This is a genomic window from Chryseobacterium sp. G0162 (genome assembly GCF_003815715.1).
Taxonomy (GTDB): domain Bacteria; phylum Bacteroidota; class Bacteroidia; order Flavobacteriales; family Weeksellaceae; genus Chryseobacterium.
Genome location: NZ_CP033922.1, coordinates 2,395,348 through 2,410,911, shown reverse-complemented (window position 1 = coordinate 2,410,911; position 15,564 = coordinate 2,395,348). Strand labels below are relative to the sequence as shown.

The following is a 15,564-nucleotide window of genomic DNA, read 5'->3' as shown; positions in this document are numbered from 1 at the left end:
GGTCTTCTGCACAGTTGGCCTTAGCCCCACCGCTAATCTCCTTGAGCTCAGCTTTGGTAAGCTTCTTTTTTTGAGTGAATGATTTTTTCATATTTCTTAATTGGGTATTATTAATCTGTAACTAGCAGCAAGGTCCATCCTGAATGCCATAAACTCCATATAATTCTTCTCCTGTATTTCTGTCAGTACAGCTGAATACTAACGGACAGATAGGCCCTGCTCCGTTAATTGATTTCATTTCTCTCTTAGTAAGCTTCTTTTTTTGAATGGTTGATTTTTTCATAATAATTTGTTTTGATTGTATTCAAATATACAAAATTATCCAAATAATTCTATTGATCGTGAAAAAGATGTCAATGTAAGATAATAAAAAAGAGAGACTTAAGCTTTGTTGTATGTTTTAGAGAGGGAAAGGAGATGTTTCGAAGTGATTATGTTTTGTATACTTTTGATTTACATTATTTTATTAAATTTGAAGATGAAGAATTTATTAACACTCCTTGCAATCTTTATGTTCTGCACACTATATAAAGCTCAGCAGACCGAAATTTCTGTTTTGAAATACGAAGATCTGGAAAAGAAAATCCAATCGGAGAAAAATAAGTTTCTGGTCGTTAATTTTTGGGCAACCACCTGTGCTCCTTGTGTGAAAGAGCTTCCTCATTTTATGGAAATCAATAATCAATATGCCGGTAATTCTAAGTTTAAGATGATTCTGGTTTCACTAGACAGGCTGGTAGATAAAGAAAGGGTTTTAAAATTCATTAAAAACAAAAATCTGACCGCTGAAGTTGTGCTTTTAGATGATATTAAAAGAATGAATACCTGGATTCCAAGATTTGAAAAAAAGTGGGATGGAAATATTCCTGTAACAATTTTTTATAAAAACGGAGAAAAAGTATATTTCAATGACGGAGAAATGAGTAAAGAGGATCTTGGGAAAACAATTACTGAAAATCTACAATAAATAATTGATTATGAAAAATCTGAAAATTTTAATGGCAGCTTTTATCGCTGGATTAGGCTTATTAAGCTTTACAACAATGAATCACGATAAAAATAAACCTCAAAAAGAAAGTATTTCAGCTGTAAAAGGCTACGAAGTGGGAGATGAGGCTACTGACTTTAAGCTTAAAAATATTGATGGAAAAATGGTTTCCCTGAGTGATTTTAAAACAGCCAAGGGGTTCATTGTTATTTTTACCTGTAACCATTGTCCGTATGCCAAGAAGTATGAAGACAGAATCATTGAGCTTGATAAGAAATATAAAGATCAGGGATATCCGGTCATAGCAATCAATCCAAATGATCCAAATGTACAGCCTGAAGACGGCTACAAGCAGATGATAGATAGAGCGAAACAGAAAGGATTTACTTTTCCATATCTGGTGGACGAAGGGCAGAAGATCTATCCGCAGTATGGAGCTACCAAAACTCCGCATGTTTTTATACTACAGAAGGAAAACGGGAAGAATATTGTAAAATATATAGGCGCTATTGATAACAATTATGATAATCCTAATGATGTATCAGAATACTATGCTCAGGACGCGGTAAATGCTCTAATAAAAAGTGAACCAGTAAAAATGACAAAAACGGTTGCTATTGGCTGTACAATCAAGGTAAAGAAATAATATATTTGTCAGAATAAAAATCGGTGTTTTTAATGAATGCCGATTTTTTATGTCCTAACTTTTAATAAAACATACACATGAAATTCCAATTTAGCCTGAAATATCTCCTTATCTCCATTTTTATTTTCCTTGTTGAGGTACTGATCGCAACAAGATTAAAGAATATTTTCTTTGTAAGAGCTTATCTTGGAGATGTCATTGTTGTCATACTTCTTTATACTTTGGTGAAAAGCTTTTTCAGAGTTAATAATGAAAAACTTATTCTTGGAATTTTAATTTTTTCTTGTTTCGTAGAGTTTGCCCAATATTTCAATATTGCGGAAAAACTAGGCTTCCGTCCTGGAAGCCTGATGTATATTGTGATTGGAAATTCTTTTTCCTGGATTGATATTCTGTGTTATGTCGCAGGTTGTGTATTCCTCTATGTGTTTGTAAAGCTGATAAAAAAAGAAAACTTAATCTCACCTTCAAACTCCTAGTTTTTTCTATCTTCCAAAGCTGTCATATTTATCTTCAGCATATTTAATAAATTTGTTCAGGAGTGCCACATTATCTTTTTCCATAGGGGAAAGCTCGTTATCTACATTATTGGAAACCGGAATATACCAATTGGTCTGTTCAAAGAAATCCCTGTAAGTTTCTTTTTTAAAGGAATATCCATGTCTTGCAAATACGGAGTTCTTGATAATTTCCAGATCCAGTTTTCTTAAGTTTTTAAGGTCTTTTTCATTGAGTTTTTGTTTAGAGGCATTCAGCTTAAAGACGGCATCAGAAGCTACCCGATTTTTTGATGTTGTATAGCTTTCGGTTTTCCCATCACTATCTGTGTACTTCTCAACAAAAGACTTAGGATTATTCCAGTCTACCAGGTTTGAATCCGGATCAAGCATAAAATTGGGGTTATAAACAAATTCCTTTTTAATGAGTTTGAGTGATTTTAGAGGAGCTTTTACTCCTTTTGTGTTGAAGGCATTCCATTTTCCAGTTAAGCTATCTCCACTCAGTTTTACCTCAAATCTGCCATCTGTTTTATCATTACCCGGCTCATCCAGTACAAAAGATTTTGACGTTTCATTAAAAACTCCTCTTACCGGGCGTTGGTTTCCATTCACAATGCTTTGTCCATACACACTGTCTTTGGTAATCCTGTTGATTTTTAGAGAAATTTTTTTGTAGACGCTCTCATTATATTCAGAGCCATCTACATCGTCAACCATTTTTTCCATTCCTGCAAAATCACCGGTGTAAATCCCGTAATATTCTTTATGGATCTCAGGAATGACCACAGAGTCTTTTTTTGCTGTTAGGGAATCTTTGTTTGATTCATTCGGTTTTCCATCTTTTTTACAGCTAATAAGCGCTGCTGCAAGAAGAGAAATAAAGGTGTAATTTAAAATTTTCATATCTGTTTTTTTGTGATTAAATATTCAATTAAAAGGATATTGGGAATCCATCCCAGCCATGCAATGATTTGGTAAACATCCATAGGATTGGGATGAAATAAATATACGATAATAACTTTCCACATCCGTAATGTGATGGCTGATAATGTAAAAGCAAAGCTCCGCCACATCCATTGCTTATGTTCTTTAAACCTTTTCTGTCTGGCCAGCTGATAAGCTTTGAAGGTAGAAAACCACCATAAAAAGCCCAGTATAACGAATGAAATCTTTGAAAAAAGTCCTCCATTGGCAAAAAATCCCATATAAATTCCAGAAGGGGCAGCCAAAAACAATATAAGAAGAATATAGAGCTTTCCTATATTTCTGTGGAAATTTTTTAGCCTGAAATCTTTTCGGAGTATTGCAAGAAACCCTGAAAGAAGTACAAAAATACTGGTGTACACATGAGCGTAGAAAAAATAGAGATATTCCGGCCTGTGCTCCACTTCAGTTTGTTTAATCATCAGGAAGCTAACGTTAGGATTCAAAGGAATATATTCCAGAGTAATCATAACCATCAGCCAAAAGAAATATATAAATCCCATGATGAGCAGGATTTTGAAAAAAGTGATATTTCTTTTGGCTGAAAGCATACCCATATTTTAATCAAAATCTATCGACATTGGAAGGGTATACCAATAATCTACAGGTTTGTTTTTATAAACTGCGGGCTCCCATTTTTTGTTTATGGTATTGATGACCCGTATCAATTCTTTATTAAAGCTTTCCTGCTCTCCGTTCGCTGTCACAGAGCTCAGTTCTCCCTTGGAATCAATTAGAAACCGTATCTCTGAGTTTGCTGAGTCTGTAATGGTACTAAAATTTAATTTACTCATAATGAGTGTTTTGAATACAGCAATTCCTCCTGGAAATTCAGGTCTTATATCTGCTTTATTGGTGTAATCTTTTACAGGGGATTCTGCCGGGTCCTGTTTTGCCTGAGAAAAACACAATGTGAACCCAAACGTAAATAATAGAAATATTAATTTTTTCATGTGTCGTTATCCTTATTTTTAGTGATTTTTTATAGGGAATTTAAATCCTGTGCAATCAGCCAGCCTTCACTCCAGCATGCCTGGAAATTGAATCCACCTGTTACAGCATCTATATTCAATACCTCTCCGGCAATATAAAATTTGGGAAGAAGTTTTGAAGACATGTTCTTAAAGTTAATTTCCTTTAAATCAACACCTCCTGCCGTTACAAATTCGTCTTTAAATGTTGATTTTCCGGTTACCTGAAGCTTTTTCTTACATAAATTTTCAAGGATTTTCTGCATCTCCTTGCCTGAAATATTGGCTACCTGCTTATTGAGATCTACCTTTGAAATATCCAGAATTTTCTGCCAGAATCTGTTCGTAATATCAAAAATCTTCGATTGTCCGATGGTCTTTTTAGGATTGCTCTGTTTAAAGTTATGGAACATTTCCTCAGCATCTTCTAAATCAATCGAAATAAAATTAACCTCAATTTCAAAATTATATTTAAGCTTAGCCAAACTTATAGCCTCCCATGCAGAAATTTTCAAAACAGCAGGTCCGGAAAGTCCCCAATGGGTAATCAATAGAGGTCCGCTTTCTTCAGTTTTCAATTGAGGAATCGAAATTCCTGCATTTTCAAAACTGGTTCCTGGAAGATCTTTTAAAAGTTCATCCTTAATATTAAAAGTAAAAAGAGAAGGGACAAGGTCTACGATTTTATGGCCCAGATTTTCAATAATTTTTAAAGATTTGGGTGAACTTCCGGTAGTATATACAAGATAATCTGCTTCAAAATCTCCGGAATTGGTTTTTACAAGATATTTTTCATCCTGTTTTTCAATTTCCTTTACAGAGCATTTTGTCTGCACCACCACATTTTTCTTTTGAGCTTCATTCAAAAAGGTATTGATGATGGTCTGTGAAGAGTTGCTTTCAGGAAAAGTTCTGTTGTCATTTTCTATTTTCAACGGAACATTGCGCTGATCGAACCATTCCATGGTGTCACCCGGTTGAAATTTGGTGAAAACGCTCAATAATTCCTTGTTTCCACGAGGATAGAACTGTACCAGTTCTCTTGGATCGAAGCAGGCGTGGGTCACATTACAGCGTCCCCCTCCGGAAATTTTAACTTTCTGAAGGACATCTGAGTTCTGTTCTAAAATCGTAATTTTATATTTCTTTTCGTCAAGGTTGGATGCGCAGAAAAAGCCTGCAGCACCACCTCCGATAATAATGATCTGTTTCATGTATGGGTAATCCTATGCTGAAGATTATTTTTTCAAAAGTACAATTTTTATAAACCATCTTATTTGAGTATTTTTGAAGATTATAATTTTTTATTATACCCAAAACGATTTCAGTATGATTTTCTACCATAAATTTGAAGTGCGATGGAGCGACCTTGATGCCAATAAGCACTTAGCCAATTCATCATATGTACAATATTGTGCGCAAGCCAGGATGGCTTTTATGACCAAAGAGAAAATGGGGGTTACCCAATTAAGCAGATGGGGAATCGGTCCTGTTATCCTGCACGAAAGATATTCTTTCTTCAAGGAGATCTATGCTGATCAGGTAGTTATTGTAAGCGTAGAAATAGATGGATGTTCAGATGACTCTGCTATCTATCGTTTCGTTCATAAATTCTACACTCCGGATGGGGCACACTGTGCTACTGCCGAAGCTACGGGAGTTTGGATCGATATGATGTTAAGAAAAATGACAACACCACCAGATGATGTGGTGGAAGCAATGAATAAATACAAAACGCCGGAAACTGTGGTACTATCAAAAGAAGACTTTAAAAAGTTTCCTTTTCATCCACACAATGTTGATCCGGCAGAATTTACAAAGTAATTCAACGTTTAAAGTTCAGAGTTCAATGGTATAACAGACTTCCAAAGCTTTATACCATTTTGCCGTGAACATTGTACAAAAAAGAAATTTTATGTTTGAAGATAAATCCCAGGAGCTGACGCCCATTTCTAAATTAGGAGAATTCGGTCTTATTAAGCATTTGACTGAGCATTTTCCTCTATCCAATGAATCTTCGGAGCTTGGAGTAGGAGATGATGCAGCAGTGATTAACCCAGATAATAAAAAAGTAGTTCTTACTACGGATGTTCTGGCGGAAGGCGTGCATTTTAATTTAGGGTATGTTCCATTAAAGCATTTAGGTTATAAAGCAGTAGTTGTAAATCTGAGTGATATTGCCGCTATGAATGCGGTTCCTACACAGATTTTGGTCTCTTTAGCAGTTTCCAACCGTTTTCCGGTAGAGGCTTTGGAAGAAATCTATGCAGGAATTCAGGCTGCGTGTGTAAGATATAAAGTAGACCTGATTGGTGGAGATACCACAAGTTCCAACTCTGGATTGGTAATGAGCATTACAGCAGTAGGAATTGAAGCGGATGAAAATATCGTGAAGAGAAGTGGAGCAAAACCTAATGATCTTCTTGTGGTAACAGGAGACTTAGGAGGAGCTTATATGGGACTGCAAATTCTGGAAAGAGAGCATGCTGTTTACCTTGCAGATCCGAATATGCAGCCGGAAATGGAAGGGTATGATTATATCCTGGAAAGACAATTGAAACCTGAGGCAAGAACAGATGTTAAAGCAATTCTGGAAGAGTTGGATATTAAACCGACTTCCATGATTGATATTTCAGACGGTTTAGCTTCTGAAATCCTTCATCTTTCCGATCAGTCTAAAGTAGGATTCAGACTGTATGAAGAAAAGGTACCGTTGGATAACCTTACCATCTCTACCGCAGACGAAATGAACTTAAATCCTGTAATGACGGCATTAAGCGGCGGTGAAGATTATGAATTACTATTCACAATTTCACCAGACGATTTTGATAAAATTAAAAATCATCCTGACTTTACCATCATAGGACATGCTGTTGAAAAAGAAGAAGGGAACTTTATGGTAGCAAGAGGATCAAACCAATTGGTCGCTCTTACTGCTCAGGGATGGGATGCCTTTTTAGGAAACCAGAACGGATAAAATTATTTAATTTTAAATATTGTAGAAAACCGCAGCACTTTTTTTGCTGTGGTTTTTGTTTATAGCGTAACGATTAAAAAATACATTGATGATTATACCAGAAAAAGAAATACCAATGCATCATCTGACTTCTGAAAAATTTCAGATGAGCACTTTGAGTGCGGCTGGTCCAGAGAATTTTCATGATGTTCACCGGCATAATTTTTTTGAAATTATCTGGTTCAGAGAGGTGTATGACAATAGTTGTTTAGAACTGGATTTTGAAAGCTATACACTTGAAAACAATCAAATCTGTATTATTGCACCAGGGCAGGCTTTCAATATGAAAATAGAAGGAGAGGAAGGATATGCCATGGCCATAAGCCGCGAAATCTTCAACGAAGCCTGTGATATTGAATCTGTACTTACCGGAGGAGTGCTTCCGTTTTTTTTAGACCCTAAAAATGAGAAAACATGCAGTACAATCCTTTCATTGATTGAGCAGGAATACAAAGCAACGTCAAGGACAGAACTTTTAAAGGCCTATCTGAAAGCGTTTTGTATCATCATTGGAGAACAAATTAAGTCTCAGGAACCTTTATTGAATGACCGTCAGCGAATTCAGGACCTGGTAGGATTCATTGAGAAACATTATATAGAGCACAAAGAAACAAGTTTCTATGCTGAAAAATTGAAGATAAGTTCCCACCACCTTAATGACATTGTGCGTGTTCTTAGGGGAACAACAGTAAAAAAAATGATTGCCCAACGCCTTATCCTGGAAGCTAAAAGAGAACTAAGTTTTGGAGCGCTCACTGTAAAAGAGATTGCTTTTAAACTCGGTTTTAACGATGCTTCATATTTTTCAAGGTTTTTTAAGAAACATACCGGTCAAAACCCTGACTATTTTAAGAATAATGAAAAAAGATAATCTTCAGTATTTACAATTTTGATAAGCCTAAACTGATTGTTTTCATTTGTTTCTGTCTTTTAATCTTCAGTTTGTCCTATACTTCCTTCAGTTCTTTTATTGTAATTTTTTGCTTTTTAAGGCAATTTTGCATCCTGAAAAAAAAATCGCCTGTGAAGGCTTACAATTTATGAAGAAGTTAGGTATTGTAGTGTTTATTTTAGCATTACTCAACACGTTAGAATCCTTAAGTATAGATCTTTATCTTCCTGCTTTTCCGAGCATGGCTGAAATTTTTAAAACCGATATCGGGCATATTCAGATTTCTATTTCTGTTTTCTTTGCCGGATTTGCTTTTGGACAATTATTATGGGGACCTTTATCAGACAAAACAGGTCGTAAACCGATGTTATATTGCGGGCTTCTCCTTTTTATCATAGGAGCTACAGCCATCTATTTTACCTCAGACATTTACGTTTTATGGGCCATGCGTTTCTTACAGGCTTTTGGAGGAAGTGCAGGGATTGTTATTGGAAGAGCAATTATTATTGATCTTTATGATAAACAAAAATCAGTAACCATTTTCGCGCAGCAATCTCAGATCAGTGGAATTGCCCCTATTGTAGCACCCTTGATGGGAAGTGTATTTCTGAAATATTGGGGCTGGAACAGTTCATTTGCATTTTTATGTATCATGGGACTTATTACCTTCTTTATGGTATACAAATACGTACCGGAAACGAATACTAGAATCAACCTTCCTGATCATGAACGAGTTGATGAAAAAGGGTTAAAAGATCAGCTGAAAATGATTATTTCCAACAAAGAGTTTATCAACAGTACAATGGTTGGAAGTATTGCGTTTGCTTCTCTGATTATTTATATTTCAAATGCTCCGTTTTTATTTATGGAACTTCACGGGTTTTCCAGTGAGACTTTCAGTTTTATATTTGCATTTAATTCACTGGCCCTGATAACTGCGGCTTATATTACTCCGAGACTGATTAAAAGAATCAGTAATTCAGATCTTTTATTTGGAGCTACATTAATGTTGTTGCTGGTATGTGCGCTGCATATTCTGATTGCAGCAGGAAGTCTTTCTGTAGCATTGGAAATAGCAATGCTGTATTTATCATTGCTGGCCATAGGAATTCTGTTTCCTATTACTTCGGCACACGCTTTATCTCCTTTTAAAGAGGGAAGAGGGACTGCTGCAGCATTATTAGGATTCATGCAGCTTATGGTAACCTTTTTAATTTCGGGATTATTGGGTTTCCTGGAAGCAGATTCTATTATGCCGATGGTGGTTACACGCACCGGAATGGCGGTGGTGGCTGTATGGTTTGGATATCAGATTTTTAAAAGTAAAAAAACTACAATACAGCAATCTGTTGCTTAAATGAGTAGGGAAGGGGAAAGAATAGATATTATTGAAAACTGAGAATTGCTAAATTTCCCATTCCTCATTCCGAATGAAAATGTTTATCCTGCCATTGCTTCTATTGGTCATACTAATTAGACACTTAATCAAGTAATTTTTGTAAAAAATAGTCAAAAGGTTCTCTTTGCATAAAATTTAGAATATGAAAAGAAACCTTTTGACGGCTTTTTGCTGTCTGCTGCCGTTAGGGTATTGGGTAAATGCACAATCGGGAATCTCTGCAGAACTTAAAACAGAATACATTCCGTCCTCCAATTATATCCGCCCGGAAGACAGTGTGAAAACCAATTCCAAAAGTGATTTTAAAAGAGTAAATCTGAACCTCAGCATTCCATTATCAGTAAAAAAAGACAAAGAAGGGAAGGTAAAAGCATGGTCAATGCTGCTGAGTGGGTCTTATGCAAAAATGTCACACAAAAACTACGAAACTCCGTTATTTCCGGAGCAGATGCTGAACGCACAGGTCGGATTACAGCATGTAAGACCTTTAGGAAAAAAATGGAGTATGATGATGATGGCTTCAGTAGGAGTATATACTGATATGGAAAAAGTAAGCTTTGATGATGTGCTGGGGCAGGGAGGTATCGTATTTATCAGGCATTTTAGTCCGAATCTTGCTTTGGGTGGAGGTCCGGTGCTTACGACGGCATTTGGGGTTCCAATGGTTCTGCCATGGATTTATTTCGACTGGAAAACCAACGGGAAGGTCAAGTTCAGAATTAATTTCCCGGAAGGTGCGGAAGCCGGATATGAGTTTTCAGATGCTTTTACCTTAAAAGCAGTGGTTAACCTTAGTGGAATGACCGTAGAAAGAAAGAAAGACGGAGAATCTATAATGTTTGGTTATCAGCAGATCACAGCAGGACTAAGACCGGAAATAAAGCTCAATGATAAGCTGAGCATAGGAGTTACAGGAGGGTCAACCTTGGTAAGAAGCTTCACAGAAAGTGAGCGAAAAATCAAAAGTATCTTTAAAGAGAAAAAAATTGCAGATCCTAAGTTTGCCAGTACGTTTTATGTAGCTGTTTCTTTACGCTGGAATTTACCTTAAAATAGAAGAAAAGAGGCCGGAATGTATTTATTTGATCTTTTTTTTAACTTGAATAATTCCCCTATCATTTTCCGGCTTCTTCTTTTATTTACTAATCAGCTTTTTATACACCACCTGATTGAGCAATTCTTCTTTTCGGGTACGGGAAATAGGAAGCTCTGTTTTATTGATAAACAGGCGGCCTCCGGAGATCATATCAATATGGATGATGTTGATTAAAAACGATTTATGAATTCTGAAAAAATGTTCAGAAGGTAAGGATTCTTCAATGGCTTTCATCGTCTGATGAATGACCAGAGATTTATCCTTAAAATGAAGCTTGGTATAGTTCTGCATACTTTCAATATATAATATATCTACCCAGGAAACCTTGATAAAGGTATCAGACTGCCTCACATAAAGAAAAGGATCATCCAGAGGGGTATTTTTCCTTAATTTTTCATTAATGATAAACTGTTGCTGAGCCTTATTCACCGCCTGATAAAAACGGTTAAAGGCAATAGGTTTTAAAAGATAATCCACCACCTGAAGCCTGAATCCTTCCAATGCGTACTCGGAATAAGCGGTTGTGAAAATACATAATGGCGGGTTTTCAAGCTGCTCAAGGAAATCAATACCATTCAGATAGGGCATGTTGATATCCAGGAAAAGAAGGTCTATTTCACTTTCTTTTACTTTGGCATCTGCTTCCAGAGCGGTGGCACAGGTTCCTTCTACAGACACAAAATCAATCTTGTCTGCCAGCTCCTTAAGGTGGAATCTTGCCAGAGGCTCATCATCTACGATAAGGCATTTCATTTTAGGAATATTATTGCTCATTTTCAGATAGTTTTAAGGTTAAATTTACTTTATAGATCAGATTATCGGACTCAATTTTAAGATCATAAGCATCTGGATACTGCAATTTCAGACGTTTCTGTACATTTTGGAGCCCAATTCCGCCATCTTTCTTTTTATGAACTGCCATTTCTGAATATGAATTCTCGACATAAAAATAAAGAGTATTATTTTCCTCTTTGCAAGAAATTTTAACATAGCCGGTTTGCCCAGGCAGCCTGCAGACATATTTAAAGGCATTTTCAATAAAAGGAACCAATAATAGTGGAGCAATAAGAGCTTTTTTACTGTTCAGTTTAAAGGTTGATTTTACATCCAATTCATTTCCCCATCTTAATTTTTCTACCTCAATGAGATTTTGAAGATATTCAATTTCCTTGTCCAGAGGAACTAGATTTTGATTGCAATGATACAGCTGATACCGTAGAATATCTGAAAATTTCATTAATAAATAATCTGCAAGCTCTGTATCATGTTTCATCAGGATATGAATGTGGTTCAGAATATTGAATACCACATGTGGATTAATCTGATCCTGAAGAAGCTTAAGTTGATTTTCCAAATGTGCCTGTTGAAGAAGAATATGATCTCGCTCTATTTTTCCGAGCTCCTGATAGAACTTAATGCCACATGCGGAGCCATTAATTAAAAAAGAGGCTGGTAAACCCATATAAAAACCCCGCCATAAAAAAGAAAGGTGACCGGAAAAATTATCAGGAAGAGAGCCTTCAAATGCTACATCAACATAGGTATAGATACAAGAGTATATTAAACTCAGAATCAGTATTATAATTGAAATCTCAATAAGGAATCTCTTCATTTTTTTTAACCGTAAAGCCTTAGGAAGTAGCTTATTGGTGAGAAAATGGGTCAAAATAAAAGAGCTGATGATAATAAGAATAGACTGGATAAGGGCAGACAAAGCTCCTGCCGAAACCTGTATATTACACCATAATACAACAGCGAGGGCAAGCCAAAAAATAAATGAAAAAATATATTCTTTTAAAACAATGGGTTTTGTCATAGGACGATTGGAAGAATGGGTTTATAAAAAATTAGAAACTGTAGAGGGCACAGTTTCTAATAAGTAAAGATAATTCAAGTTTTTAGAATAAGAAATAACCGATCCCAAGACTAAAGCTGTGAGGCTTGGATTTAAATTCCTTACTGATGTTGGAAAGCCCGTTTTCGTATCTCAGGTCTACCGTGAAATTTTTATAGTCTACACCTACACCTCCAGTAATTCCAATATTTGACTTGTCAAATTTTTTAAAACCCTCCTGTATTGATTCAGAAGTGGATAATTTGTTATTTAAAGCATAGCTGTATACACCACCGGCAAATATTCTTACATTAAAATCATCATTTTTGACAAGTTTGTATCCAATTACTACAGGAATATCAATGGCGTTCCATGTTAGCTTGGCAGAACCGGAATCCTTTGCTTCGTAAGTTGTTTTTCTTTTGTTGAACAAGGTTTCTCCTTGTACATACAGGCTTCCAATATCCACTCTTGCCATTACACCTGCCTGATAACCGAAACCGTATTTCCCTTCCAAGGAAGAAGATTCCGTTGAGGTTTTTGTAAAATTTGTACCTCCCTTTATTCCGATGTGAATAGATGGAGTCTGCTGGGCCTGTGTATCCATAGAACAAGTGATACATAATAACAGTGAGCAGAATGCTAAAAATTGTTGCTTCATAAATTGATTGCTTTTAAAAATTTGATACAAAGCAAAGAATCTTAAAGAACGCTGGAAATTTTATTTGATGAATGGTAGAGATGCTTTGATAAGAATTCGGTTTTGGATGAATAAAAAAACGGAAGCCATTGTAGCTTCCGTAGATTGTTATTTGATTTATTTTTAATAAGGCTGTTCTGTGCAGTCATTTGGTGGAATACATCCACCGGTACCTCCACCACCAGGATTTCCACCGCCTCCGACGGCAATGCATTGTCCCGGGCTTCCGTCGTCATACATTTCGCAGGCTTTCCCCCAGGCACATTGGCAGTCACTCTGGCAGTTATAGGAATCTCCTCCCATATGGCAGTTGTCTATTCCATTACCAAGAATCGTTGAAAGATCCTTTCTCAAAAGTTTTTTCATGTTTTTCATAATGTAATCTGATATTAAAATTAATAGTTTTGTTAATCTGTCATCAGTAAATATAATGAAAAATGAGATTGGTTATGCTTTTAACTCTCCGTAAATGAATGGAATATAAGTTGGGTTGGGTAAGAGGTAAAAAATAAACCCACTGTGAAGCGGGTCTATTGTATTTATTTTTTAAATGTTAAAACTAGTGGTAGAGATACCGTAGATGATACCGGCTTCCCATTAATTTCTGCGGGTTTCCACTTGCCTTTTTCCTTAATACGATAAAAGGCAGCTTCAATAAATGCATTCACATCTTCGTTATTTCCCTTTGCTTGGGCATCCAAAGCATTTCCTTTAGAATCTACTACAAAGCTTAACGTTGCTTTATAAGAATTCGAAGCGTAGTTTAAGAAAACAAGATCAACTGCTTCATACAATGACTTTTGAAAAACTGTTTTTCCAGCTTCGTATTCCGCTTCTTTTGTCAATTTAGTTTTCACAGGAGGATCATTGGCCACTGCTTTCTTATCGTTTTCGGAAATCTTATCCAGAGCATTTTTATAAGATGTTATTTTGTCTTCTGTAAGAAGCCACTCTAGCTTAGTTCTCAAATCATTGGGCTTAGGGTATTTGTTGTACAATGCCGTTTTTTTTCTTTCATACTTAGAATCGGCCTTCTGAAATGCAGATATCTGAGCACTTCCGAAAGCAAAAGATAATATGAAGGCTAATGCTAAGAGTTTTTTCATCTCATTATGCTTTTACAATATTAATAATCACTTCTGTTGCCTTCTCCATACTTTCCAAGGCAACATATTCATACGGTCCGTGAAAGTTGATTCCTCCAGCAAAGATATTCGGACAAGGAAGTCCCATATAGGAAAGCTGAGCACCGTCTGTACCACCTCTGATGGCTTTGATTTTAGGCTCAATACCGGCTTCAGTCATTGCTTTGGCAGCAAGATCTACGATGTGCATTTTGCCTTCAAACTGCTGTTTCATGTTTCTGTATTGCTCCTTGATCTCCACTTCAGCGGTTCCTTCACCATGTTTTTGGTTGAATTCAGCCACTTTTTCTTCCATGAATTTCTTTCTTGCTTCAAATTTATCAGCATCGTGGTCACGGATGATGTATTGAAGTTTCGCTTCAGAAATATCAGCTGTAATGTCCATTAAGTGATAGAATCCTTCAAATCCTTTAGTGGTTGCTGGGGTTTCATTAGCAGGTAATGTTTGAGCGAACTCTGCAGCTAACAAAGCCGCATTAATCATTTTACCATAAGCATAACCAGGGTGTACACTTAATCCGTGGATTTTCACTACGGCTCCGGCAGCGTTAAAGTTTTCGTATTCAAGTTCTCCAACTTCTCCACCATCCATTGTATAGGCCCATTCAGCCCCGAATTTAGCCACATCAAATTTGTGGGCACCTCTTCCGATTTCTTCATCAGGAGTAAATCCTACAGCAATTCTTCCGTGCTTAATTTCAGGGTGAGCGATAAGATATTCCGCCGCAGTTACAATTTCGGCACAACCTGCTTTATCATCAGCTCCAAGAAGGGTATTTCCATCTGTAGTAATTAACGTCTGGCCAATATATTTTTTTAAACTTTCAAATCTTGAAGGTGATAAAGTAAATCCTGTGGTCTGGTTCAGTAAAAGATCATTTCCATCATAGTTTTTCCAAACCTGAGGTTTTACATTTTCTCCGTTGAAATCAGGAGATGTATCGTAGTGTGAAATGAACCCAATCGTAGGCCTGTCATCATTTTCAAGGTTAGAAGGAACATAGCCCATAATATAACCGTGTTCGTCAATTGAAACATCTTCCAAACCGATTGTTTTCAGCTCTTCTGTGATGTAATTGGCAATATCCCACTGGCGCTCAGTAGAAGGTGTTGATTCACTTTCAGCATCACTTGTTGAATATATTTTTACATAGCTAAGAAAACGGTTCAGTAATTTCTCTTTCCATAATGGATTGAATTCTATTGTACTCATCAGATTTATCATAAATTTTAACAAAGTTAGCAAATTTGATGCTCAGAATACATTATTTGCGAGTTAATATCAGTTATCGAAATTATAAATCAGATATAAAACTTTGAAAATCAAAATAATGTTAGATTTGTATGTACAGTATACTAAGTAGTTTAGTTTTATTATATTTGAGAAAATCAA

Annotated in this window: 20 protein-coding genes; 9 read left to right on the top strand and 11 right to left on the bottom strand. The window is 36.1% G+C overall.

The window, feature by feature from the left end:
- Positions 1–121 precede the first annotated feature (121 nt).
- Positions 122–283, bottom strand: coding sequence for a hypothetical protein (locus EG344_RS23905; protein WP_164464421.1), 162 nt, complete (start codon positions 281–283; stop codon positions 122–124).
- Between the two features lie 195 nt (positions 284–478).
- Between EG344_RS23905 and EG344_RS11025 the strand changes: the two genes are divergently transcribed.
- The 3 genes from EG344_RS11025 to EG344_RS11015 all read left to right on the top strand — a co-directional run bounded on the left by EG344_RS11025 (position 479) and on the right by EG344_RS11015 (position 2,113).
- Positions 479–967, top strand: coding sequence for a TlpA family protein disulfide reductase (locus EG344_RS11025; RefSeq protein ID WP_123909476.1), 489 nt, complete (start codon positions 479–481; stop codon positions 965–967).
- Positions 968–977: 10 nt separating this feature from the next.
- Positions 978–1,634 (top strand): thioredoxin family protein, encoded by a 657-nt coding sequence (locus tag EG344_RS11020; RefSeq protein ID WP_123858467.1) that lies wholly within the window; start codon positions 978–980, stop codon positions 1,632–1,634.
- Between the two features lie 77 nt (positions 1,635–1,711).
- Positions 1,712–2,113 carry a DUF2809 domain-containing protein gene (locus EG344_RS11015; protein WP_123909475.1) on the top strand — a complete coding sequence of 134 codons (402 nt, stop codon included), beginning with the start codon at positions 1,712–1,714 and terminating at the stop codon, positions 2,111–2,113.
- 6 nt (positions 2,114–2,119) lie between these two features.
- Here EG344_RS11015 and EG344_RS11010 read toward each other — a convergent pair whose 3' ends face one another.
- Genes EG344_RS11010 through EG344_RS10995 form a run of 4 tightly spaced genes read right to left on the bottom strand, consistent with a single transcriptional unit; the run spans position 2,120 to position 5,303 of the window.
- The gene (locus EG344_RS11010; RefSeq protein ID WP_123909474.1) at positions 2,120–3,037 is read right to left on the bottom strand and encodes a YARHG domain-containing protein; all 918 of its coding nucleotides are present in this window, start codon (positions 3,035–3,037) and stop codon (positions 2,120–2,122) included.
- Positions 3,034–3,669 (bottom strand): DUF2306 domain-containing protein, encoded by a 636-nt coding sequence (locus EG344_RS11005; RefSeq protein WP_123909473.1) that lies wholly within the window; start codon positions 3,667–3,669, stop codon positions 3,034–3,036. Before EG344_RS11005 ends, EG344_RS11010 begins: the two co-directional genes overlap by 4 nt.
- 9 nt (positions 3,670–3,678) lie before the next feature.
- Positions 3,679–4,071 (bottom strand): hypothetical protein, encoded by a 393-nt coding sequence (locus EG344_RS11000; protein ID WP_123909472.1) that lies wholly within the window; start codon positions 4,069–4,071, stop codon positions 3,679–3,681.
- Positions 4,072–4,100: 29 nt separating this feature from the next.
- Complete coding sequence (locus tag EG344_RS10995) at positions 4,101–5,303, bottom strand: NAD(P)/FAD-dependent oxidoreductase (protein WP_123909471.1); 1,203 nt, start codon at positions 5,301–5,303, stop codon at positions 4,101–4,103.
- Positions 5,304–5,418: 115 nt separating this feature from the next.
- Between EG344_RS10995 and EG344_RS10990 the strand changes: the two genes are divergently transcribed.
- The 5 genes from EG344_RS10990 to EG344_RS10970 all read left to right on the top strand — a co-directional run bounded on the left by EG344_RS10990 (position 5,419) and on the right by EG344_RS10970 (position 10,447).
- On the top strand, positions 5,419–5,913 hold the full coding sequence (locus EG344_RS10990; protein WP_123909470.1) for an acyl-CoA thioesterase: 495 nt from the start codon (positions 5,419–5,421) through the stop codon (positions 5,911–5,913).
- A gap of 91 nt (positions 5,914–6,004) precedes the next feature.
- Positions 6,005–7,066: a thiamine-phosphate kinase gene (gene thiL / locus EG344_RS10985; protein ID WP_123909469.1), complete on the top strand. Its 1,062-nt coding sequence runs from the start codon at positions 6,005–6,007 to the stop codon at positions 7,064–7,066.
- A gap of 88 nt (positions 7,067–7,154) precedes the next feature.
- On the top strand, positions 7,155–7,976 hold the full coding sequence (locus EG344_RS10980) for a helix-turn-helix domain-containing protein (RefSeq protein WP_123909468.1): 822 nt from the start codon (positions 7,155–7,157) through the stop codon (positions 7,974–7,976).
- A 169-nt stretch (positions 7,977–8,145) separates the two neighbouring features.
- Positions 8,146–9,354: a multidrug effflux MFS transporter gene (locus tag EG344_RS10975; RefSeq protein WP_123909467.1), complete on the top strand. Its 1,209-nt coding sequence runs from the start codon at positions 8,146–8,148 to the stop codon at positions 9,352–9,354.
- Positions 9,355–9,538: 184 nt separating this feature from the next.
- Complete coding sequence (locus EG344_RS10970) at positions 9,539–10,447, top strand: DUF6268 family outer membrane beta-barrel protein (RefSeq protein WP_123909466.1); 909 nt, start codon at positions 9,539–9,541, stop codon at positions 10,445–10,447.
- 84 nt (positions 10,448–10,531) lie between these two features.
- Here the strand turns inward: EG344_RS10970 and EG344_RS10965 are convergent, their stop codons facing one another.
- Complete coding sequence (locus tag EG344_RS10965) at positions 10,532–11,266, bottom strand: LytR/AlgR family response regulator transcription factor (RefSeq protein ID WP_123909465.1); 735 nt, start codon at positions 11,264–11,266, stop codon at positions 10,532–10,534.
- Positions 11,256–12,104 (bottom strand): sensor histidine kinase, encoded by an 849-nt coding sequence (locus EG344_RS10960; protein ID WP_228412911.1) that lies wholly within the window; start codon positions 12,102–12,104, stop codon positions 11,256–11,258. Before EG344_RS10960 ends, EG344_RS10965 begins: the two co-directional genes overlap by 11 nt.
- A 67-nt stretch (positions 12,105–12,171) precedes the next feature.
- Between EG344_RS10960 and EG344_RS24280 the strand changes: the two genes are divergently transcribed.
- Complete coding sequence (locus tag EG344_RS24280) at positions 12,172–12,375, top strand: hypothetical protein (RefSeq protein WP_228412910.1); 204 nt, start codon at positions 12,172–12,174, stop codon at positions 12,373–12,375.
- 15 nt (positions 12,376–12,390) lie between these two features.
- Here the strand turns inward: EG344_RS24280 and EG344_RS10955 are convergent, their stop codons facing one another.
- The 4 genes from EG344_RS10955 to pepT all read right to left on the bottom strand — a co-directional run bounded on the left by EG344_RS10955 (position 12,391) and on the right by pepT (position 15,384).
- Entirely contained in the window at positions 12,391–12,987 is a 597-nt protein-coding gene (locus EG344_RS10955; protein ID WP_123909463.1) for a porin family protein, read from the bottom strand.
- A 162-nt stretch (positions 12,988–13,149) separates the two neighbouring features.
- A complete protein-coding gene (locus EG344_RS10950; protein ID WP_123909462.1) occupies positions 13,150–13,392 on the bottom strand; it encodes a hypothetical protein in 243 nt (80 codons plus the stop codon).
- Between the two features lie 173 nt (positions 13,393–13,565).
- Entirely contained in the window at positions 13,566–14,132 is a 567-nt protein-coding gene (locus EG344_RS10945) for a hypothetical protein (RefSeq protein WP_123909461.1), read from the bottom strand.
- Between the two features lie 4 nt (positions 14,133–14,136).
- The gene (gene pepT, locus EG344_RS10940) at positions 14,137–15,384 is read right to left on the bottom strand and encodes a peptidase T (protein WP_123858483.1); all 1,248 of its coding nucleotides are present in this window, start codon (positions 15,382–15,384) and stop codon (positions 14,137–14,139) included.
- Between the last annotated feature and the right edge of the window lie 180 nt (positions 15,385–15,564).